23 protein-coding genes are annotated in these 19,938 nt (G+C 59.5%); 6 read left to right on the top strand and 17 right to left on the bottom strand.

Annotated elements, in window-relative coordinates; all coding sequences use genetic code 11:
- The first annotated feature begins 21 nt into the window (after nt 1-21).
- Genes Q355_RS0104015 through Q355_RS0103990 form a run of 6 tightly spaced genes read left to right on the top strand, consistent with a single transcriptional unit; the run spans nt 22 to nt 4,576 of the window.
- Nucleotides 22-1,041, top strand: coding sequence for a tyrosine-type recombinase/integrase (locus tag Q355_RS0104015; protein WP_027876606.1), 1,020 nt, complete (start codon nt 22-24; stop codon nt 1,039-1,041).
- 28 nt (nt 1,042-1,069) lie between these two features.
- Nucleotides 1,070-1,504, top strand: a complete 435-nt coding sequence (locus tag Q355_RS0104010; RefSeq protein WP_036258625.1) for a phosphate-starvation-inducible PsiE family protein — start codon at nt 1,070-1,072, stop codon at nt 1,502-1,504.
- Nucleotides 1,494-1,970, top strand: a complete 477-nt coding sequence (locus Q355_RS0104005; protein WP_027876604.1) for a cation:proton antiporter regulatory subunit — start codon at nt 1,494-1,496, stop codon at nt 1,968-1,970. Before Q355_RS0104010 ends, Q355_RS0104005 begins: the two co-directional genes overlap by 11 nt.
- 1 nt (nt 1,971) lies before the next feature.
- Nucleotides 1,972-3,066 (top strand): cation:proton antiporter, encoded by a 1,095-nt coding sequence (locus tag Q355_RS0104000; protein WP_027876603.1) that lies wholly within the window; start codon nt 1,972-1,974, stop codon nt 3,064-3,066.
- A complete protein-coding gene (locus Q355_RS0103995) occupies nt 3,063-3,725 on the top strand; it encodes a rhomboid family intramembrane serine protease (protein WP_027876602.1) in 663 nt (220 codons plus the stop codon). The genes Q355_RS0104000 and Q355_RS0103995 overlap by 4 nt, the downstream gene beginning before the upstream one ends.
- 11 nt (nt 3,726-3,736) lie before the next feature.
- Nucleotides 3,737-4,576: an SDH family Clp fold serine proteinase gene (locus tag Q355_RS0103990; RefSeq protein ID WP_027876601.1), complete on the top strand. Its 840-nt coding sequence runs from the start codon at nt 3,737-3,739 to the stop codon at nt 4,574-4,576.
- A gap of 59 nt (nt 4,577-4,635) precedes the next feature.
- Here Q355_RS0103990 and Q355_RS0103985 read toward each other — a convergent pair whose 3' ends face one another.
- The 17 genes from Q355_RS0103985 to rplM form a co-directional block, all read right to left on the bottom strand.
- Nucleotides 4,636-7,836 carry an AAA family ATPase gene (locus Q355_RS0103985; protein ID WP_027876600.1) on the bottom strand — a complete coding sequence of 1,067 codons (3,201 nt, stop codon included), beginning with the start codon at nt 7,834-7,836 and terminating at the stop codon, nt 4,636-4,638.
- A gap of 59 nt (nt 7,837-7,895) precedes the next feature.
- Complete coding sequence (locus Q355_RS0103980; protein ID WP_027876599.1) at nt 7,896-8,429, bottom strand: GerMN domain-containing protein; 534 nt, start codon at nt 8,427-8,429, stop codon at nt 7,896-7,898.
- The gene (locus Q355_RS0103975; protein ID WP_245597479.1) at nt 8,426-9,655 is read right to left on the bottom strand and encodes an N-acetylmuramoyl-L-alanine amidase family protein; all 1,230 of its coding nucleotides are present in this window, start codon (nt 9,653-9,655) and stop codon (nt 8,426-8,428) included. Before Q355_RS0103975 ends, Q355_RS0103980 begins: the two co-directional genes overlap by 4 nt.
- Before the next feature lie 90 nt (nt 9,656-9,745).
- Complete coding sequence (gene smpB / locus Q355_RS0103970; protein ID WP_027876597.1) at nt 9,746-10,177, bottom strand: SsrA-binding protein SmpB; 432 nt, start codon at nt 10,175-10,177, stop codon at nt 9,746-9,748.
- Nucleotides 10,178-10,266: 89 nt separating this feature from the next.
- On the bottom strand, nt 10,267-10,854 hold the full coding sequence (gene pdxT / locus Q355_RS0103965; RefSeq protein WP_084496048.1) for a pyridoxal 5'-phosphate synthase glutaminase subunit PdxT: 588 nt from the start codon (nt 10,852-10,854) through the stop codon (nt 10,267-10,269).
- Nucleotides 10,855-11,105: 251 nt separating this feature from the next.
- Nucleotides 11,106-11,462, bottom strand: coding sequence for a hypothetical protein (locus tag Q355_RS0103955; RefSeq protein WP_027876595.1), 357 nt, complete (start codon nt 11,460-11,462; stop codon nt 11,106-11,108).
- 232 nt (nt 11,463-11,694) lie between these two features.
- Nucleotides 11,695-12,576 carry a pyridoxal 5'-phosphate synthase lyase subunit PdxS gene (pdxS, locus tag Q355_RS0103950; protein ID WP_027876594.1) on the bottom strand — a complete coding sequence of 294 codons (882 nt, stop codon included), beginning with the start codon at nt 12,574-12,576 and terminating at the stop codon, nt 11,695-11,697.
- A gap of 97 nt (nt 12,577-12,673) precedes the next feature.
- Complete coding sequence (gene accC / locus Q355_RS0103945) at nt 12,674-14,017, bottom strand: acetyl-CoA carboxylase biotin carboxylase subunit (protein ID WP_027876593.1); 1,344 nt, start codon at nt 14,015-14,017, stop codon at nt 12,674-12,676.
- 41 nt (nt 14,018-14,058) lie between these two features.
- Complete coding sequence (gene accB / locus Q355_RS0103940) at nt 14,059-14,574, bottom strand: acetyl-CoA carboxylase biotin carboxyl carrier protein (protein ID WP_027876592.1); 516 nt, start codon at nt 14,572-14,574, stop codon at nt 14,059-14,061.
- Nucleotides 14,575-14,908: 334 nt separating this feature from the next.
- Nucleotides 14,909-15,463: an elongation factor P gene (gene efp, locus Q355_RS0103930; RefSeq protein ID WP_027876591.1), complete on the bottom strand. Its 555-nt coding sequence runs from the start codon at nt 15,461-15,463 to the stop codon at nt 14,909-14,911.
- Nucleotides 15,464-15,591: 128 nt separating this feature from the next.
- On the bottom strand, nt 15,592-16,035 hold the full coding sequence (locus tag Q355_RS0103925; protein WP_027876590.1) for a universal stress protein: 444 nt from the start codon (nt 16,033-16,035) through the stop codon (nt 15,592-15,594).
- A 142-nt stretch (nt 16,036-16,177) separates the two neighbouring features.
- Nucleotides 16,178-16,840 carry a phosphate signaling complex protein PhoU gene (gene phoU / locus Q355_RS0103920; RefSeq protein ID WP_027876589.1) on the bottom strand — a complete coding sequence of 221 codons (663 nt, stop codon included), beginning with the start codon at nt 16,838-16,840 and terminating at the stop codon, nt 16,178-16,180.
- Nucleotides 16,841-16,842: 2 nt separating this feature from the next.
- Nucleotides 16,843-17,823 (bottom strand): sensor histidine kinase, encoded by a 981-nt coding sequence (locus tag Q355_RS0103915; RefSeq protein ID WP_027876588.1) that lies wholly within the window; start codon nt 17,821-17,823, stop codon nt 16,843-16,845.
- A gap of 5 nt (nt 17,824-17,828) precedes the next feature.
- Complete coding sequence (locus tag Q355_RS0103910; protein WP_027876587.1) at nt 17,829-18,500, bottom strand: winged helix-turn-helix domain-containing protein; 672 nt, start codon at nt 18,498-18,500, stop codon at nt 17,829-17,831.
- 67 nt (nt 18,501-18,567) lie between these two features.
- Entirely contained in the window at nt 18,568-19,038 is a 471-nt protein-coding gene (locus Q355_RS0103905) for a DinB family protein (RefSeq protein WP_027876586.1), read from the bottom strand.
- A 71-nt stretch (nt 19,039-19,109) separates the two neighbouring features.
- Nucleotides 19,110-19,496, bottom strand: a complete 387-nt coding sequence (gene rpsI, locus Q355_RS0103900) for a 30S ribosomal protein S9 (protein ID WP_027876585.1) — start codon at nt 19,494-19,496, stop codon at nt 19,110-19,112.
- Nucleotides 19,496-19,936: a 50S ribosomal protein L13 gene (gene rplM, locus Q355_RS0103895; protein WP_036258622.1), complete on the bottom strand. Its 441-nt coding sequence runs from the start codon at nt 19,934-19,936 to the stop codon at nt 19,496-19,498. Before rplM ends, rpsI begins: the two co-directional genes overlap by 1 nt.
- Between the last annotated feature and the right edge of the window lie 2 nt (nt 19,937-19,938).

Raw genomic sequence — 19,938 nt, 5'->3', positions numbered from 1 at the left:
CGCATTTTGTATACTGGGGCCATGCTGGTACCATTAGCCAACTGGCACAACCCGGCCAAGCGCCGCCTCGAGGCCATCCGAGCGGCCCATGAGCGAAACCCAGCAGCCTTGCTTGAGCTGCTCGAGGCCTACCTGGTTCTAAAAGGCCGCAAGCGCGCCACCCTGAGCCTGCGCACCCTGGAGAACTACCGGCTGGCGGTGCGCGATTACCTGGCCTGGGCCTGGTCGGACACGCAGTCACTGGAAATCCTGAAGGCTACAGCCGACGATCTCGACCGCTATATTGCCGACCTTCAGTTGCACGGCGGACATCTGGAAAATTCTGAGAACCAGTGCCTCAAGCCCGGCTCCGTTGCCACCTACCTGGCAGGCGTGCGGGCTTTTTACCGGGCGCTCGAGTGGGCCGGCGTGGCCCAGTTGCCCCAGGTGCACTCGCCCCGCGACCCCACTCCGCCCGAGGAGCGCCGTCCTGCCCTGCCGGAGAGCCTTTATCACAAGCTTTTGCAGCATCTTTCGGGCACCGAACCACCAAACTGCCGCGACCGCCTGGCGGTGCGCTTGATGGCCGAGGCCGGTCTGCGTATTAGTGAGGTGGTTAACTTATGGGTGGATGACCTGAGCCTGTCCGAACGCTTGCTGCTGGTGCGGGCGGGTAAAGGCGGTAAGAAGCGCTCGATCCCCCTCTCCCGGCCCCTGGTGCAAGAAATCCAAGACTGGCTACGGCTGCGCCTGGCCTATGCAGCCCCTGGCGAAAAAGCCTTGCTCATAAACCTGGGCGGGCGCAAAGCCAACGGGCGGGCCATGACCGACCGATCGCTACGCAAAATTCTCAACCGCCACTACCGCGACCTGGGCTTTCCCGAGCGCTACTATGGGGCTCACATGCTGCGCCATACCGCCGGAACCCGCTTCTACAAAAAAAGCCGCGACCTGCACGTAACAGCCCGCCTGCTGGGCCATACCAACGTCAACACCAGTGCCATTTACGCAAAAATGGATCTGGAAGAGCTTTTTGAGGTGGTGGATCAGCTCGAGGATTAAGCTTTGTGTGGCGGTAAACTTTAGTACCATGATTACCCAGCAAAGAATCCTCGAGGTTTTCAAAATCACAACCCGCATCATCTTCAACCTGGCCCTGGTCGCACTCCTGGTTGGCCTTCTGGTAAGCGTGGGGCGAACCCTGCTAGAACTCGGCCTGGCCTTCACACAGCCCACAGTTCGGCTTGGCCTGAAAGACCTGGTAACCAACATCTTGTCGCTGGTGGTGGTGCTCGAGCTGGTGCGGGCCTTTGTTGACTACTTCGAATTTGACCGTATCCGGGCTGAAATCCTGGTGGAGGTGGCAGTAGCATTTGTGCTGCGAGAGATGATGCTGGGCCTGTTTGCTGGTGAGATCAAGGGCTTGGATGTGCTGGTGTGGAGCTTGGGCATACTGGCTTTGATTGGAGCCAGGGCCCTGGCTCTTGCATTTCCCTATGGGAAGGAGAAAAAACATGCGGGTTGAAGAAAGTGTTTTACCTGGTGTAGGGCGTAAGTTCATGGTCACGGTTCGGTCTGGAGACCGTTTGGTCATCGTCATTCATCACTCGGGCTCGAGGGAGCTCCATTACTACGAGAGAGGCAACATGGATGAGCCCACCGCGGTGCTCGACCTGACCGATGAAGAAGCCCGTGAGCTTGGGGCCATCCTGGCTGGGGTGCTCTTTACCCCCGAGGCCGTTGGCGATACCCAAACCAAACTGGCTCAGGACACCATCGAGTGGGTCAGGTTGGGGCCGGGCGCACCATGTGTGGGACACACTGTAAAGGAGTTACAGGAGCAAGGAGCCCACCTGCTGGCAGTTTTACGCGAAGGCCAGGCCCTAATTCCCAACCCACCCCCTGAACTGTCGTTGACTGTGGGTGACACCCTGGTTCTGGCCGGGCCGCGGGGGGCAGTAGAACGCCTGCGAAAACAGATGATTGGATAGTATGCACGAATCGGTAACCGCATTTGCTATTGCTACTTTGCTACTGGGCTTAGGGGCTGCGTTAGTGCATCGCTGGCACTTCCCACCCCTGGCAGCTTACCTGCTTGTAGGCCTTGTGCTGGGTAGGTTCTTAAATACAGAAAGTCTGGAGCCGCTCCCCTCTTTGGGTTTACTGCTGCTGATGTTTTCGGTGGGGCTCGAGTTTGGCCCCGACCGCTTGCAGCAGATGTCGGGTCGGGTTATGCGGGCTGGGGGTTGGGACGCCGTGGCCCTTCCTGTGGGAATACTGGTGGGATTTTTAGCAGGACTCGACTGGAAAGGAGCTTTGCTGCTGGGCGGGGTGATGTATGTCTCCTCGAGCGCAGTCATTGTTAAGCTGATCCTCGACCTGCGCCGGGCCGCCAACCCCGAAAGCGAGGTGGTGCTGGGTGTGCTGGTTTTCGAGGATCTGCTCATTACCATTTTATTGATACTGGTACATGGCGGAAGCGGCCTTAGCTTTGCAGTGGTGGTAGGGCTGCTAGGCCTGTTCTGGTTGTTGCTGCGCCTGGGCGGACACTGGCTCAACCGGCAGCTTCAACTCCTTTCCGACGAGCTGGTGTTGCTGCTGGGGGCTGCTCTGGTAAGCGCCACTGCGGTACTGTTTCACGCTGCTGGGGCTTCGGAAGCAGTAGCGGCGTTCATCTGTGGCGTGCTGGCAGCGGGGCTAGGCTTGCGCGAGCGTTTGGAACACCTGTTTGGTTCGGTGCGAGACCTGGGGGTGGCGCTCTTTTTCCTGACTGTGGGGGCTACAGCCCTTACGCTGTTGGATTCGGTAAGCGCAGGAGTGGTGGTCGTCTGTTTGCTGGCGCTCCTGATCAAGCTGCCCCTCAACTTCAAAGGGGCACGGGTAGCGGGGCTTTCCGTCCGGCGTAGCACCTTTGCGGCAGCCTACCTGGTACCTCGAGGGGAGTTCAACCTGATTCTGGGGGCTATGGCCATGCAGCAGGGTTACCCATTGGTGGGCCAGGTGGCGGTGTTGCTGGTACTGATTTCGATTCCACTAGGTAGCCTGCTCATGCGTTTTATGCCCTCCTGGTACGATCGGAGCAAATGATTCCTATTCGCGATTCACTCCTGTTTCATGGGCCAGCCCCGGTTACCAAGGCCATTATTTTGCTTTGTGGTCTGGTTTTTTATTTCCAGCTATCGTGGGGTTTTGAGGAAAACTTTGCCATTTTTGGGTTTATTCCGGCGGCTTTCCTGCAAGACCCCTTGGGGCAAGGCTATCGTTTGTTGAGCAGCATGTTTGTGCACGGTTCGCTGGGGCACTTGCTGGGCAATTTGTGGTTTTTATGGGTATTTGGCCCGGCCCTCGAGGGCCGGCTGGGGAGTTGGCGCTATCTGGGGCTGTACCTGGTATCTGGCATCGTAGCAGCCCTAGTGCAGGCCATGTTTACCCCCGACCCTTTGGTGCCGATGGTGGGGGCTTCGGGAGCCATCTCCGGGGTTACTGGGGGGTATTTGCGCTCCTTCCCCAGCGCCTATGTTTTTACCTGGATATTCCCGGCTTTCTGGCTTTGGCTGCCTGCAACACTTTACCTGGGGTACTGGGCAGCCATACAGCTCATCAATGCGCTTTTAGGGCTGCCAGGTGTAGCCTGGTGGGCGCATCTGGGGGGCTTTGTGGCCGGTATGATGATGGCTAGCTGGATGCGACCACGGCGCAAGTATCAGACTACCCCGTTTTGGGAAAACTGGTATTATTTTCGCTAACAAGGAGGCCTGTGGAAATCTTTTTTCAGTTGTTCTGGCTGTTTTTTATTCTCTCGACCCTGAGCCCTTACTTTAACCAGCAAATGCTGCTGGCTGCTCGCGCCCGTCGAATTACCGACCTCGAGCGCAAACGAAAAAGCCGGGTCATTACCCTGATTCACCGCCAGGAGGGCTTTTCCTTCCTGGGCATTCCATTTGCCCGCTACATCGACATCGACGACTCCGAGCAGGTCTTACGGGCCATCCGTATGACCGACCAAAGTGTGCCCATTGACCTTATCCTACATACCCCTGGTGGGCTGGTGCTGGCCGCGGAGCAGATCGCCGAGGCCCTCTTGAAGCACCCGGCCAGGGTTACGGTATTTGTGCCCCACTATGCAATGTCTGGCGGAACCCTGATTGCGTTGGCTGCCGATGAAATCGTGATGGATCCAAACGCCGTACTGGGGCCGGTTGATCCTCAGCTTGGACAGTATCCAGCGGCCTCTATCTTGCGGGTTCTGGAGCAGAAGCCCATAGCTGAAATTGATGACCAGACCCTGATTATGGCCGATGTGGCCCGCAAGGCCCTGATCCAGGTCAAGCGCACCGTTGCCGGTCTGTTACGCAAGCACTTTGACGAGCAGAAAAGCGAGGAGCTGGCCCAGCTGCTCTCCCAGGGCACCTGGACACACGACTATCCCATTAGTGTGGAAGAGGCCCGCAACATGGGTCTGAGGGTCTCCACCGAGATGCCCACAGAAGTCTATGAACTGATGGGTATGTATCCTCAGCCGCGTGGAGGTAAACCCAGCGTGCAGTACGTGCCGCTACCCTACGGGCGTGAGGAACCTGGCCCAAGACCGCGATAAAGGCATCGCCTTCAGTATGCCTGGATTCACCTGAGCTGGCGCTCATTTTAGAGGAAACCTCAAGCCAGCGCCTCGTCACGCTTGATGCTGTAGACCCGGCTCAGGCCCTTCTCGGTGGTTACACCATATAGGGCATCGCAGGCCTCCATGGTGCGCTTCTGGTGGGTCACCAGGATAAACTGAGTCTGGCCTTTAAAATGCTGCAAAAAGCGGCAAAAGCGCTGAATGTTGGCTTCGTCCAGGGGTGCGTCTACTTCATCCAGTACGGCTATGGGAAGACCGCCCTCCTCCCCTACTTCGGAAAGGGCAAACAAAAAAGCCAGCGCACCCATGGTGCGTTCACCCATCGAGAGCAGGTTGAGGTTAACCGTGCGCTTACCGGCGGGCTTGAGAATCAGCTCGAGGCCCTGTTGGGAACGCTTTAGCTCTACTTCTGCATCCAGCAAGGCGCTGGCGTAGTGGGAAAACTTCTCTTTGAACACCTGATAGACCTGCTCCATTCGTTCCCGGTACTCCGACTCCACCAGGTGTAACTCGGCCTCGAGCTTTCGTACCGCTACCTCGGACTCCCGCAGCGCCACCTCGAGCCGGGCGATGTCTTCGCTCAGGAGGGCGTACTCCTGCTCGGCCAGATGGTTGATGGGGCCCAGGGTCTCCAGGGCAGCCTCGGTTTCGGAGAGGGCCCGGGCCAGGCTGCGCGATGAGCCCTCCTCTACCGGGCCAGGGGGTAGCTCGGACAGCTCTTGCTGCAGGGTCTCGATGGTAGCCTCGCGCCGGGCCTGGGTCAGGTGCAGAGCCTCGAGGTCGGCCAGAAGTGCGTTGGTGCGGGCGATGAGGCGGGTTTCTTCCTCAGCAAGCGCACGGGTACGTTCCCGGGCCGCCTGTAGCTGCCTTTCCAGCTGCGCCAGATTCAGGCTGCTACGGGCCAGCTCGAGCTCCGCCTTGCGCGACTGCAGGGCGGAAAGCCTCTGCCCCAACTCGGCTTGCTCTTTCCGCAGCTCATGCAGGCGGGCCTCGAGGTCGCCAATATCCTTTTGCGCCGCAGCATAACGTTCCAGGTCTTCACGGTAGCGTTGCCAGCGAGCAGCTATCTCACGCTGGGCGGCCAGCTGGGCAGCAAGGGCCTCACGTTCGCGCTGCAGGGCTTGGAGATGGCCGGGTTGTGGAGGTTCGACTGGCTCTGGGGCCTGAGGCATGGGGCTATGGGCCAGGCGAGCGAGCCCGGAGCCTATGGCCTTGAGTTCGGAGTCCAGCTCGGTCTGGCGGCGCTGGAGCTGAGCCAGACCCAGCCCGGCCAGCCCGGCCCGCAGCTGCTCGGCCTGGGCGCGCAGGGCCTGGGCTTCGGCCTCGAGGTGCAGGGCTTCGGCCTGGGTCTCCTGAAAACGCCGGCGCAAAGCCAGCATCTGCCCACCTTTTTGCAAGCGTCCCCCCGTGATGGCTCCGCTGGTTTCCAGCAGCTCGCCATCCAGGGTTACCATGCGGGGGTGGTCGGGGTGCTTGCGAACCAGGGCTAAGGCGGCCTCGAGGCTCTCCATCACCAGGGTCTCACCCAGCAGGGTGGGCAGGGCCTCGGGGCACAGGGGTAGTTGCACCAGCTGGCGGGCCAACCCCACCACCCCGGCCTCTGTGCTCCAGTTGCGCGATGTTCTAGGCGGCCTGAGCAAAGTGCGGGGCAAAAAGGTGGCCCGACCACCATGTTGCTTGAGGTGCTTGACCGCCGCCTGGGCCGCCTGTTCACTCTCGCACAGCACCCACTGCATGCGGGCCCCCATGGCGACCTCGATGGCCAGCTCCAGGCCTGCTGGAACCTGGAGCAGGTCGGCCACAACCCCCATCAAGCCGGGAATGCCCGACTCACGGGCCCGCCTGGGGCCTTCGGCCAGGTCGGAGCCGGAGCGCAACAGGGCCTCGAGGCGCTGGGCTTCAGCGCGGGCAGCCCGGGCCTCGCTGCTGGCCTGACCCTCCTGCTTGACCAGTTCGTTCAGGCTTGCCCGTAGCTCGCGCTCACGGGCCTGGGCCGCGGCCAGCTGTGCGCGTATGACCGTTAGTTCTTCCTCGAGCCGGGCCCGATCGGCTTCCAGGGCCGATTTTTGCGCCAGCATCTGTTCATAGGCCAGCTTTTGCGCTTCGTAGGTGGCCTGGGCCTTCAGGTAACGCTCATAGGCCTTTTGCGCCAAACCAAGCCGACTTTCCTCGGTCTGAATGGCAGCCTGCAGTTCCTTGAGGCGCAACTGCTGGTTATGCAGCACCTCGGCGGTGGGTTCCGCCTCAGCAGGGATCCTCGGCTCTGGCAAAGCACGCAAACGGGTCAGGCGGGCCTCGCCTTCCCCGATGTCGCCAGCCAAGCGGCGCAACAGCCCCTCCAGCGATGCCTGCTCCTGCGCTGCCAGCCGCAGCTCACCGCTCAGGGCTTCGGCCTGCCGCAAGGCCTCGCTGTGGGCGTTGTGTGCAGACTCCAGGGCCTCGAGGGCCTGGGCTTTCGCGCGCTCGAGCTCGCTCAGACGCTGGGCGACTTCGGCCCGTTCGCCCTCCAGGGCCTGGGCTTTTTGCTGCGCGTTTTTGGCCTCCAGGTCGGCCTCACGAATGCGCGCCGCAATCACACTGCGGCGCAACACCAGGCTGCGCCCTGCCAGCGAGGCTGCTTTGCGGGCGGCCTCGGCCTGCTGGGCTTTTTCCACGACCAGGGCTTTTCGTTTGGCAAGCTCCTGGGTTTGTGCCTGAAGCTCGAGGGCTGCGCTTTGCAGTCGCTCGTGCGCGGTTCTGCTGGCCTGGGTCACGGCCCGCAGCCCCGCGGCCTCCTCCAGGTACGAAAGCAGCACCTCAGGCCCGGCCTGCAAAATTTGCCCCACCTCGCCCTGCCCCACAATGGCATACCCGCTGCGCGAAAGCCCTGTTCCCATCAGGGCGTGTTCAATCTGGCGCAGGGTGCTGCGTGCGTTGTTGAGCCGCACCTCGCTGCTGCCATCGCGCTCGAGGCGTCGGCTCAGGCTAACCCGTTTACCGTTGCCCCCTAGCTCCAGTCCGACTTCTGCAAACCCCAGTGGGGCTTTGCCATCCGAACCGTGGAACAGAAGCGCTAAGGCCTCCTCTCCCCGCAGTTCTCTGGCCCTGGCCCCCACCACCCAGCGCAGGGCCTCGACCAAGTTGCTCTTACCCGAGCCATTGGGCCCCACAATGCCGTAGATACCGGAACCAAACTCGAGGCTGGTACGCTCGCCAAACGATTTAAAACCTTGCAAAATCAGCCGTTCAATCTTCATAAGCGTGTGGGCCCTCCGGCGATGCGGGCCAGGCCAAAGGTAGGCAGCCCAGAGGGCTTTTACTGGCCTGCCCGCCTGAATGGATCCAGCAGCGAGAGGTGCCCGAGGCTTTCGACTTCTTTACCCTCCAGCAAAAACCGAACCAGCTCGACTTCCTTGAACTCCAGCAGGGTATTGGCCATGCCATAAATCAGGGCAGTCTCGCCCGCCGTACCATAGCCCAGCCGCCCATAGGCCGCCGGTAAGTCTACCAAAGCTGTGCTTTCCCGCAAGAAAACCGTAGGGGCCGGCGTGCCTGCCGGAACCAGCGGTGCAGCCCCCGGAATCTGGGGCCCCCGCACTAGTTCTTCCAGCGCCCGCCCTAGGGTGTACTCACCCTCAGCTACCTGAATGGTGCGCTCTTCGACCACCAGGCCGTCCTCGGTGTCTTTGGCGAAGTGCAGTCGAATGGTACGTGGGCCCTGGTTGTCGAGGTCTGAGGGCAGGTTGAGCGACTTTGAGCCGCTGTCGTCCTGCACGGCCCACAAAGCCCAGCTCCCCAGCAGCAGTACCAGCAAACCCAGCACATTGACTGGCGTCAGGACTCGCTTCATGGTCTGGCACCTCCGCTGGTGGCAGGTAGGCCCAGATAATCACGCACCGCCCCGGCCAGTACAGCCGCCACCTGGGCGCGGTTCTCTGGGGTGCGCAGTTGCTCAAAGCCCACTTCAAGCAAAACTGCCGCACCCCCCGCCATCGAGAGTACGTACATGGCATCCTGGCTGGTGTTGGCTACAATTCCGGCAGAAGCAAAGCCCTGCGAAATTACCTGAGCAATTCGAGCTGCCGAGCCAGGGGGCGCTACAAAACGTTCCAGAATGGCCCGTTGGGCGGCGGGGCTGCGGGCCGAAAGCTCGCGCCCTTTTTCCAGCAGGCGCAGGGTTTGAATCTCGGGGTGGCTAAACACCGTAACCCGGCTGCCAGGAGCCGCGTGCAGGCTGATAAACACCTGGGCAGTAGAGGCGTACTGGGCTCGAGCCAATAGCGGTACAGCACGGTCGGCGCTACGGGTCAGAACCACCTCGATCCTTCCCTGAAGCTGTTTTTGCAGTTGCTGAACCACCATCAGCACCAGATCCTTCTCCCGCAGGCTGCCCACCACCACCCCAGCATCGCCACCCCCGTGGCCAGGATCGAGCACCACGCGCGGCAGCCTTGTCGAAGGGCCTCGCTCTACAATCACCTGCCGGGGAAGAAACAGTAGGCGTGGTGTGCCGCTACCCTGGGGCAGGTAAATTTCACTGCCCCAGTTTTCTTTGCTAAAGCTAATGGGGGAATCGGGCGGTGCATCTGGCACTTCTGTAACCCCAATCAGGGCCAGGCGGGGTGGGTTGTTGGCCAGAAGCCGCGCCTGCACGTCCCGATTAAAGCGAAGGATGTAGCGTTCGCTCGAGCCCGCGGTGGTCCGCTGTACTTCCAGCAAGCGGGCCGGACGCAACGCCAGCACCGGAGCGCCGTAGTCGCTGCGGTAGTACAGGTCGAGCACCCGCGCAAGTTCCCGCACCGGCACCCACAGGCCGCCCTGAGCGCTGTAAGCATTGAGCAGCCGAACCGCCTCGGCGCCCTGGCTGCTGATGGGGAAAGCGGCCACCCGGCTGCCCAGGCTCAGGTAAACCTTGCCGGAGGCCTCGAGGTAACCAAGTCCCAGGGCCTCCGCGATAAACCTGGCCGGGCCGTAGGCTACCGTACCGCCTGCCGGGTAGATGGCCTGGCTCTCCTGCTGGCCTACCAGTAAGCGACTCTCGTACTGGGCCCAGGTAAGGCCAAGCAATACCGTCAAAATCGCCAATATGCGCTGCATCCCAAATCCAGTCGCTACAGTTTTACCTGGCCCAGGTTAGAAACGCAAGCCCAAGAAAAAGCCTCAAAGCTACCAGCTCTCCAGCGCCCGCCGGACAGCCTGCTTTTTATCCTCGGCTTTTTTCTGGTAGGCCCGTTTACCTCGAGCCAGCGCCAGCAGCAGTTTGGCTTTTCCTCGCTCGTTGAAATAGATTTTAAGCGGTACCAGGGTGAGGCCCTTCTGCTCAACACGGGCCTTTAGCTTGTCGAGCTCGTGCCTGTGCAGCAGCAGCTTACGCAGCCGACGCGGGTCGTGGTTGGTGTAACCACCCTTCTCGTATGGAGCAATGTAGAGGTTTTCGAGGAACAGCTCCCCGTTTTGAAACCGTGCAAAAGTGCCGGTAAAGTCTACCTGGCCAGCCCGGATGGACTTGACCTCGGTGCCTTTGAGCGCCAGGCCGGCCTCGAAGGTCTCCAGGATTTCGTAGTCGTGGCGTGCTTTGCGGTTCTCGAGTCCAGCCATAGGGCTCTTTATTCTACCCAGTTGGGCATTGTGAAGGGGTGTCTACTAGTGAAACTCTTCACGATAAAACATACTCGTGAAAGATTTATTCACGTAAGCTGACGTGCAGCCTGCTCAATAAACAGCGCATGAATACGTGGGTCATTGGTCAACTCGGGGTGGAAGGTGCTCGCCCAGAGCTTCCCAGACCGCACCAGCACCGGGTCGCCCTTATGCTCTGCCAGAACCTCCACCCCTTCACCCGCATCCAGAATCAGCGGGGCCCGGATAAAAAAGGCATGGAAGGGTTTATCGAAGCCCTTGATCTGCAGGTCGGCTTCGAAGCTATCCACCTGGCGGCCATAGCCATTGCGCTGAATCGAAATATCCAGGCAGCCCAGGCGGGGCTGGTTGGGGTACTGCGGTATCTGTTTGGCCAGCCAGATGGCCCCTGCACAGGTTCCCCAGACGGCCAGGCTACTGGCCTGGACACGTTCGCGCACCGCGTCCTCGAGGCCATACTCCCGTGCCAGCATCCCGATGGTGGTTGACTCTCCACCAGGCACAATCAGCCCAGATAGGCCCTCGAGGTGCCTGGGAAGACGCACTTCCACCACCTCGGCCCCCAGGGCCAGCAGCATCTGCTTGTGTTCACGAAAATCACCTTGAATTGCCAGCACTCCGATTTTCACGCCCATGATGGTATCGCACCCAGCTTACAAACGTACCACTTCAGCAGTACGCATTTGTCATTCAGCGCAGCTTTTCTCGCAGCAAGCGCTGCAAGGCCGTTTTAGCCAGCCTGCAGCTTCTCGAGGCTATTCATGATCGAAATAGCAACGAGGATGCGCTTCACTATAGAGGCATCCTCGTTTTCTGGAGCGGTCTTCAGCAAAAGTGGCTATGGCTTAGGCCACCCCCTGGCAGGCACATTCTCGTTGGTAGGCGGCTAGGCCGGGCTGGTAATCAGGCCTGGGGCTGGACCGTGCTGGCTCTCCTCACGCTCCGCTTTGAGAAGGTACTTTTCATTCTCCTCGCCGAGCGCCTTCAAAAGCCGCTCCCGTGGCACAAACTCGCCGCCCAGCATGTAATAAAAGCCATTTTTACCCAGCACCACCACATAGCGAAGGCCCTGGTGGTTTCGCACAAAAGTGTTGTGCCTGAGCGCAAAGCGGTGCATCTTGTTCAAGGCAAGCAGTTCGCGCTCCTGGCGACGACGGTTCAGCACAGGCATCAGCCAGAGCGGCACCAGAACCAGCAAAGCCGTAACGCCGAAAATCATAATTCCAAAGGTTTCCGCTTGCATGGTGTTACGAGTATACACCAAGACGTTACGTTTTGTGTAACACCTGTGTTGGTTGAACCAGGTCAAACTCCCCTCACCTTTGCTTGAGGGGAGTCCGCCAGACTAATGCTTGTTACAAATGCCTTTGATTTGTTCTTTTTCTGGGGCCCCCGCCTGAAGCGCGGGTAGCAACAGTCTGAACAACGATGGTGCTCCAACAATCCCTAGCGGAACGATTCAGGCGGGGTTCATATTACCAGCCTCGCTTGGCGAGCTTCTCTTCTTCCGACAGGAAGTCCAGGTTAATGCCCACCATAGCCTCGCCCAGATCCTCGGAAACCTCGGCCAGCACTTCTGGGTTGTTGTAGTGCGTTACCGCCCGCACGATGGCCCGGGCCCGCTTGCGCGGGTCGCCCGATTTGAAGATGCCAGAGCCAACAAAAACACCATCCATGCCGAGCTGCATCATCAGGGCCGCATCGGCTGGGGTGGCTACCCCGCCCGCGGCAAAATTAACCACCGGCAGCCTGCCGTTTTCGTGTACCCAGAGCACCAGCTCGTAGGGTGCACCGTGGTTTTTGGCATAGGTCATGAGCTCTTCGCGGGGGAGCGCCTGAATCTGGCGAATTGCGCCCAGAACGTTGCGGGCATGGCGAACCGCTTCCACTACGTTGCCCGTACCGGCTTCACCCTTGGTGCGAATCATAGCGGCCCCTTCACCGATACGACGCAAAGCCTCGCCAATATCGGTAGCGCCACAAACAAAAGGCACCTTGAAGGCATGTTTGTCGATGTGGAAGGATTCGTCCGCCGGAGTCAACACTTCCGACTCGTCGATGAAGTCTACCCCCAGGGCCTCGAGGATCTGGGCTTCAACGATGTGCCCGATACGGCATTTGGCCATCACCGGAATCGAGACGGCGCTCATGATTTCTTTGATCAGTTTGGGGTCGGACATGCGCGCCACCCCACCCTGGGCACGTATGTCTGCAGGCACACGCTCGAGGGCCATCACCGCTACAGCGCCGGCCTCCTGGGCAATTTCAGCCTGCTGTGCGTTGACGACATCCATAATCACGCCGCCTTTAAACATCTCAGCAAATCCGGTTTTGACCCGCAAAGTTCCTTTCTCCATAACTCCCTCCAGCTTTGTAGCATAAGCCTTTTCTTTTTCCGATCCTAGGTTTGGCTTACAGCTCGAGCCGCTTCCGACGTATTATTTCTCGGCGTTCTCAGTCGGCCATCCGGGTGGTTACAAAATTGGTGTAAATAGCGCCCCGCCTGTAAAAGGCGTTGTCCATGACCTTGAGGTGGAAGGGTACGGTGGTCTTGACCCCTGGCCCCTCAATTACAGTTTCGGCCAGAGCCCGGCGCATACGGGCGATGGCCTCTTCGCGGTTTTCCCCGTGCACGATCAGCTTGGCGACCAAGGAGTCGTAGTTGGGCGGGATGCTGTAGCCCACATACAGGTGTGAATCTACCCGCACGCCAGGGCCGCCGGGGAAATGCAGGGTCTCGATTTTGCCGATGCTGGGTCGGAAGTCTTTGTCGTAGTCTTCGGCGTTGATGCGGCACTCGATGGCATGACCGTGGAGTTTGATCTCGCTTTGCTGGAGGGTAAAAGGCTCTCCCGCTGCAATTTTGATCTGCCATTTGACCAGATCCAGGCCAGAAATCATCTCTGAGACGCAGTGCTCAACCTGGATACGGGTATTCATCTCCATGAAGTAGAAGTTGCCATCAGGGTCTACGATGAACTCGAGCGTTCCCGCGCCCTGGTAGTTGACGTATTTTGCCAGGCGCACAGCCGCGGCCAGGATTTCCTGACGGAGAGGCTCCTCCAGCCGGCTGGGCGCTTCCTCGATTAGCTTCTGGTTGCGCCGCTGAATGGAGCAGTCGCGCTCACCAATGTGCACCACATGGCCTTTGCCATCCCCCAGCACCTGCACCTCGACGTGGCGGAACAGCTCGATGTATTTCTCCAAAATCAGGGACGGGTCGGAAAAGTAGTTCTGGGCCTCGACCTGTGCCTGGGCAAAAGCCGTTTTCATCTCATCGGCCGAGCGCACCACCTTCTGGCCGCGTCCTCCCCCACCCGCGCTGGCCTTAAGCAGCACCGGATAACCGATTTTTTCGGCAGCCTCGAGGGCTTCGTCCACCGACTGCAAGACCCCAGTCCCCGGTACAGTGGGCACACTGGACCTAGCAGCAATCTCACGTCCCCCCGCCTTGGAACCCAGGCTGTGCATGGACTCCGGGGTAGGGCCAATGAAAACAATGCCATGATCACGGCACATCTCGGCAAACTGGGGGTTTTCTGCCAGAAAACCATAACCCGGATGAATGGCCTCAGCTCCGGAGATTATGGCCGCAGAAAGCAGATTGGGGATGTTGAGGTAGCTCTGGGCTGAAGGGGGCGGCCCAACGCAGATGGCCTCGTCCGCCAGCAGAACCGGCAGCGACTGGCTATCGGCTTCACTATGGGCAACCACCACCTTTACCCCCAGCTCTCTGGCTGCCCGCAATACCCTCAGGGCAATCTCACCTCGGTTGGCAACCATTATTTTCTTGAACATAGAACCTTCTCTTGATGCACAGCAGGTCTAGACGGTAGTTGTCAGGCGGGTTCGATCAGGAAAAGCACCTGGCCATACTCTACAGGCTCTCCGTTGGAGACCAGAATTTTTCGAACCACGCCAGATACTTCGCTTTCTATCTCGTTCATAAGCTTCATGGCCTCGATGATGCACAAAACCTGGCCCTTTTTGACGGTATCGCCTTCTTTGACAAAGGGCTCTGCGTCGGGGGAAGGGGCGCGGTAAAAGGTACCGACAATGGGTGCTTTGACCTCAACGTACTTGCTGGTGTCTTCCTTTGGCGCTTCGGGCTTGGGGGCCGGCACGGGTGCGGACGCCTGGGCGGGGGCTGGTGCAGGGCTCGAGGCGGCGACGGGGGCAGGGGCTGCCGGAGCCACCGCCTGAGGCTCTATTACCACAGGCGCAGGTGCGGCCAGGTACTGCACCTCCCCTCCGCGCTTGACTGTAAGTTTGTAATCGGGGGTCTCGAGGGTTAGCTCGGCCACTTCGTGCTCTTGCAAGGCTTGGAGGATTGACTTGAGTTCCTTTGCATTCATGACTGCCTCCGAAACAGCGCTGATCTATAGCTTCATAAACTGTAGCCTATAGAAGTATAAGGCCACGGGGCTGGTTTTACCCTTCACCAGGGGTGCAAGCCAAAATCGCCCTGGCGGGCGCTATCGCTCAGGCGCTCTGCTTCAGGGGAACCATCCAGCAAGATTTCATATCAGCGGCAAAAACCGGCTCGGAACAGTCCTTTTCCTGATTGGGACTGCACCATTCTTTCTGAAGACCGCACTATTGAAGCACTGAGAATCTCTGAAGACATTATTGCATCAAAAACACTTGCCCCCAAAGGCAAGTGTTCGAGAAAGTACCCTGGGGCCTGGCTCAGGCGCGGCCAAGGTATTCACCGCTGCGGGTATCTACCCGAATAACCTCCCCGTTCTCGACAAATAGTGGCACCTGCACCACTGCGCCGGTCTCGAGGGTGGCCGGCTTGGTGCCTCCCGAAACCGTATCGCCGCGCACGCCTGGGGGCGTATCGACAATCTTGAGCTCTACCGAGGCGGGCAGGGTAATGTCCAGCGGACGGCCATTATACATGGCACCCTGCACGGTCATACCCTCTTTGAGAAACTTGGTGGCATCGGAAATGTCGCGCGAAACATGGAACTGCTCGTAGGTTTCCAGGTCCATGAATACCAGCTCGTCGCCTTCAGGGTAAAGGTACTGCAGGTCTTTGGTTTCGACGTAGATGTCCTCGAGCTTTTCACCGGAATTAAACGAACGTTCAACGGTGGCTCCGGTCTCGAGGTTCCTAAACTTTGCCACCACTTTGGCGCCACCCCGTCCGATTTTCTGGTGCTGGTAGTCTATGCACTGCCAGAGGGCACCGTCCATTTTTACTTTGGTTCCGTTGCGAAGGTCGGTTACGCTAATCATTTGTTCCTCCTACCCAAAGCAAAAGTCTACAGGATGAGGCAAACCATGAAAAGACAAGGCTGGCCTTTCGCAACCCTGCTTTGCCAGGAGGTTTTTGAAAGAATCCAACAATACTTTTGAACCGTTTGCTACATAGACGTACCCCGAACCACCAAAACAGGAGTCGAGCAGTTGTGCAACACTTTATCGGTTACGCTGCCCATCAAGACCCGGTCTATGCCTTTACGTCCGTGGGTGGCCATTACCACCAGGTCATGCTCTTTGGCTGCCTCCAGGATGGCCGGAACAGGATGCTGCTCGACAATCACAGTGCGGGCGCGAATCCCCTTGGATTCTGCTTCTGCCGATATTCGGCTCAAGACCTGCCGGGCCTGGGCCTTATACTCGTTCATCTGCTGCTCTAAGTGTTCGGGTGGCTGTTTGGCATAGCTCGGCACAAGCTCGTATGGGTTTTCGATGGCGTACAGGATGGTAACCTCTCCGCCCGACAATCTGGCCAAATCGAACCCCTGCTCGAGGGCATCCTGGGCAAATTCGCTACCATCCATTGGGATTAAGATTTTTTTGAACACAGAAAACCTCCTTAGGGCGCATGGGAAAATACGGCACAGGGCTTTCGCTCTGTGTAATACCCTAAACCCGTCCCCTAGGGTCTTGTGTCCCTGACGTGGTAGCAATACCCTCGAGGTTACGTCCAGCCCGCTGCCAGGCTGCCTAAAACACGTCCTCGGGCTTTTTCTCCATCTTACCGGTGAGCCAGTAGATAATGCGCTCAGAGATGTTCTCGAGGTGGTCGCCCAGCCGCTCGTAGCTACGGGCCACACGCCCCAGGGTGAGGGCCTTGGTGATGGTGCGTGGGTCTTCCATCATATAGGTTAGCAACTCACGCGAGACCTCTTCGTAAAGGGCATCAATTTCATCGTCGCGGCGGAATATCTCCTTGGCCGCCTCAATATCGCGCTCGGCAATGGCCTTGGAAACCAGGTCCAGCATCTGGGCCAGGCGGCGCCCCATATCGGGCAGGGTGACGTAGTTTTTCAGCGGAGGCTCTTTGGCCAGCACGATCACATCCTCGGCCACGTGAGCGGCATAGTCGGCGGCCCGCTCGAGGTCGGTAAGGGCCTTGATGATGGTAAAAGCAAAGCGCAGATCGGAGGCCACCAATCCCTGCCGAGCCATGATGGCAATGGTCTTGGACTCGATATCCAGCTCCATGGCGTCTACTTGTGCGTCCTGCGCAATTATCTCCTGGGCCAGCTGGGGGTCCTGCTCGCTTAGCGCCCTGGCGCTTTTCTCCACCATCTCCCGTACCAGCGAGATCATGCGGATGGTTTGCTCGGTCAGTTGGTTCAGTTCCCGGTCAAGAATTTCACGCATACTTACTCTCCATTTCTATAGTTTACGCGGGGGCTTGAGCTATCGGACGGCTGGGTAGCCCCCCCAGTATAGAGGGGAAAGGTGAGGCCAAAGGCATTGCCGTTCTCAAGCGCCCGCCCATAAGCCGTGCCACCCCAGCCAGCGGCCAGCCTGCGTACCAGCGCCAGCCCCAGGCCCGTACCCCGCACATTGGCCGCATGCATGCCCCGCTGTCCGGCCTTAAAAAGGCGCTCGAAGTCCTCCAGAGGCTGACCTTGATTGCGAACCTCGAGCCACACCCCCTCCTTGTTCTGTCCACTTAGCACTACGATTTCCGGGCCTGTTCCATATTTTAGGGCATTGTCCAGCAGGTTGAGCAGGGCCTGGTAGACCGCGTCCGGGTTGGCCCAGACCGTATGGGGAATCTGCCACTGAATCCAGGCCGATTTTTGCGCCAGTTGGGGCGCCAAAAAACGCTCCAGGCGGTTCTGTAGTTCTTCCAGGGCAAAGGTTCTATTTTGCGAGGGGCGGCGGTGGAGGGGCAGGTCTTCTACCAGCCGCCGCAGGCGCAGGGTTTCCTGGTAAAGCAGTTGCAAGGCTTCCTGGGCCTGGGCCCCCTGCAGGCCGCTTTGCAAGGCTTCCAGCAGGGAGAGCATCCCGGCCACCGGGGTACGGAATTCGTGCGCGAGTACCCTGCTGGACTCCTCGAGGGCCTCCAGGCGGTTTTTTTCTTCGGTTCTGTCCCACAATAGCAGCACCCCCGGGATAGCCCTGACCCACAGGGTGCGGCTGCGGGTCTCGACCGTGGCCTCACCCCCCCTTCGGGCCACCGCCTCGAGCTTGTGGTCGCGCAAAGCCAGCAGCAACGACCGGCCCACCACCTTGTCCCGCTCCACCTCCAGCAGCTCGGCTGCTACCGGATTCAGGTAGACCACGCGCCCCTCAGCATGCACCAGCACCCCCTCGCGGGCAGCCTCCCAGGCACTGTGCAAGAGGGTCTCCATCGGTGTTAGTGCTCCCTAAAGCGATAACCCACCCCGCGCAGGGTTTCCAGGAAGCGAGGGGCCTTGGGGTCTTCGTTCAGTTTATCGCGCAGCTGGGCGATGTGCTGGTCTACGGTTCGGGCCGTGCCCAAAAACTCCTGTCCCCAGACCCGCTCGAGCAGTTCTTCACGGGTATACACCCGCCCTGGGTGCCGCGCCAGGAAAGCCAGCAACTCAAACTCCCGGCGGGTGAGCTCGAGGCTGTGCCCATCCAAAAAGGCCTGGTGCCGCTCCAGATCGAGGCTCAGCGCCCCACGCTCGAGCCGGCCGCTCTTGCCCACCCGGCGTAATAGGGCCTGTACCCGGGCAATTAGCTCAGGGGTGGAGAAGGGTTTTGTCAGGTAGTCGTCAGCCCCCCGGGTTAAACCCTCGACGCGGTCGCCCTCGCTGGCCCTAGCGGTCAACATCAGCACCGGCAGGTTTTCGTAGCGTCCATCGCGGCGCAGGCGCTCCAGCAGACGCACCCCTGGTTCATCCGGCAACATCCAGTCGAGGATGACCAGATCCGCATAAGCCATTTTTTCCCAGGCTTCAGCAGCAGTGGCCGCTTCCAGTACCTGGTGCCCGACTTTGGAGAGGGAGAGCCTAAGTCCCATCCGAACGGAGGGCTCATCCTCGACCAGTAGCAGTTTCGGCATCGGTTATTAGTGTAGCGGCATTTTGGTCAGGTAAGTGTCATGCAAAAAGGATGCCCCCAGCCACTAATCAGAGCCGGAAATAGCCAATAAAGTGCGCCGAAGGGGGCTTCTGGCCCAAAAGCCTCATCTGACCTGCCAGCTGCCCCCGGTGAAAGTGGGCATGGCTGGAAAAGTGAAACACAATCTCGCTTACGGTGTTGGTTGAGGTTCCGCCGGAAAAGCTGTAGGTAATGAGGGCGTTTGGGTCGGCGGTAGCGAGCCAGTCCTGGCGTTTAGAGGCCAGCCGCTGCCAGGATTGGTGCAAGCCCTTCATGTCTGCCGGATTGGCTGGAAAAGAGGCGGCTGGGCTACCCTGCAGCCGCTCTAGCCAGACCGCTTCGGCCCCTACCATATGGGCAGTGGTAGCAAACACGCTGGGGAACGAGCCTCCAACCTCTCGGTGGGCCTGTTCCGGTGATAGGGCCAGCAGCGCAGGCCACCACTGTTCCCAAAGCCAGTCGTTGGCATCCACAAGGCGCTTTAGTTCAGCTCTTTCCATGCTTCCCAGGATACGCCTTTGGCAGCAAGCAAAAACCCCCGCCATAGGGCGGGGGCTTGGCGAAGCAACGCCTATCGCTTGCTGTACTGCGGAGCACGGCGGGCTTTGTGTTTGCCGTACTTCTTGCGCTCGACTTCCCGTGGGTCACGGGAAAGCAGCCCGGCGGGTTTGAGCTTGATTCGCAGGTCGGGGTTGTAGTTGACCAGGGCGCGGGCGATACCCAGCTGAATGGCATCGACCTGGCCTGCCTTACCGCCACCATTCACGGTGATAAAGGCATCAAAGCGGCTGGTGGCATCTACCCGACGCAGGGGCTCGAGGGCCGTAACGGCCTTCACCAGGCCCCCAAAGTACTCGGTAAAGGGGATACCGTTGATTTCGACTTTGCCGCTTCCGGGGCGCAAGAACACACGAGCCACACTGGTTTTACGACGGCCCGTTCCGTAATACTGTTCCATTATTCGACCTCCATCTTGACGGGCTTCTGGGCCGCATGGGGGTGGTTGGCGCCGGCGTAAACTTTCAGCCGACGAAACATAATGTTGCCCAAGGTGCCTTTGGGGAGCATGCCCTTGACAGCGTGCTCAACGGCCTTTACCGGCTTTTCGGCCAGCATCACAGCCCCAACGGTGCGCTTGAGGCCGCCGGGGTAGCCTGAGTAGCGGGTGTAGACCTTGGTGCGGGGTTTAGAACCCTTCAAAACCACCTTGTCCGCGTTGATGACCACCACACAGTCGCCCATGGCCATGTTGGGGGTGAAGTCGGGTTTGTGCTTGCCGCGCAAAACGGCAGCGATTTTCGAGGCCACCCGACCAATGGATTGACCTTCGGCGTCTATCAGAACCCAGCCGGGCTCTTTAGGTTCAGGAACGTATGTCTTGAACACAGCTATCTCCATTT

This window comes from Meiothermus cerbereus DSM 11376 (assembly GCF_000620065.1).
GTDB classification, from domain to species: domain Bacteria; phylum Deinococcota; class Deinococci; order Deinococcales; family Thermaceae; genus Meiothermus; species Meiothermus cerbereus.
Note: the sequence above shows the minus strand (reverse complement) of the source record. Positions and strands in the feature narration are given on the sequence as shown.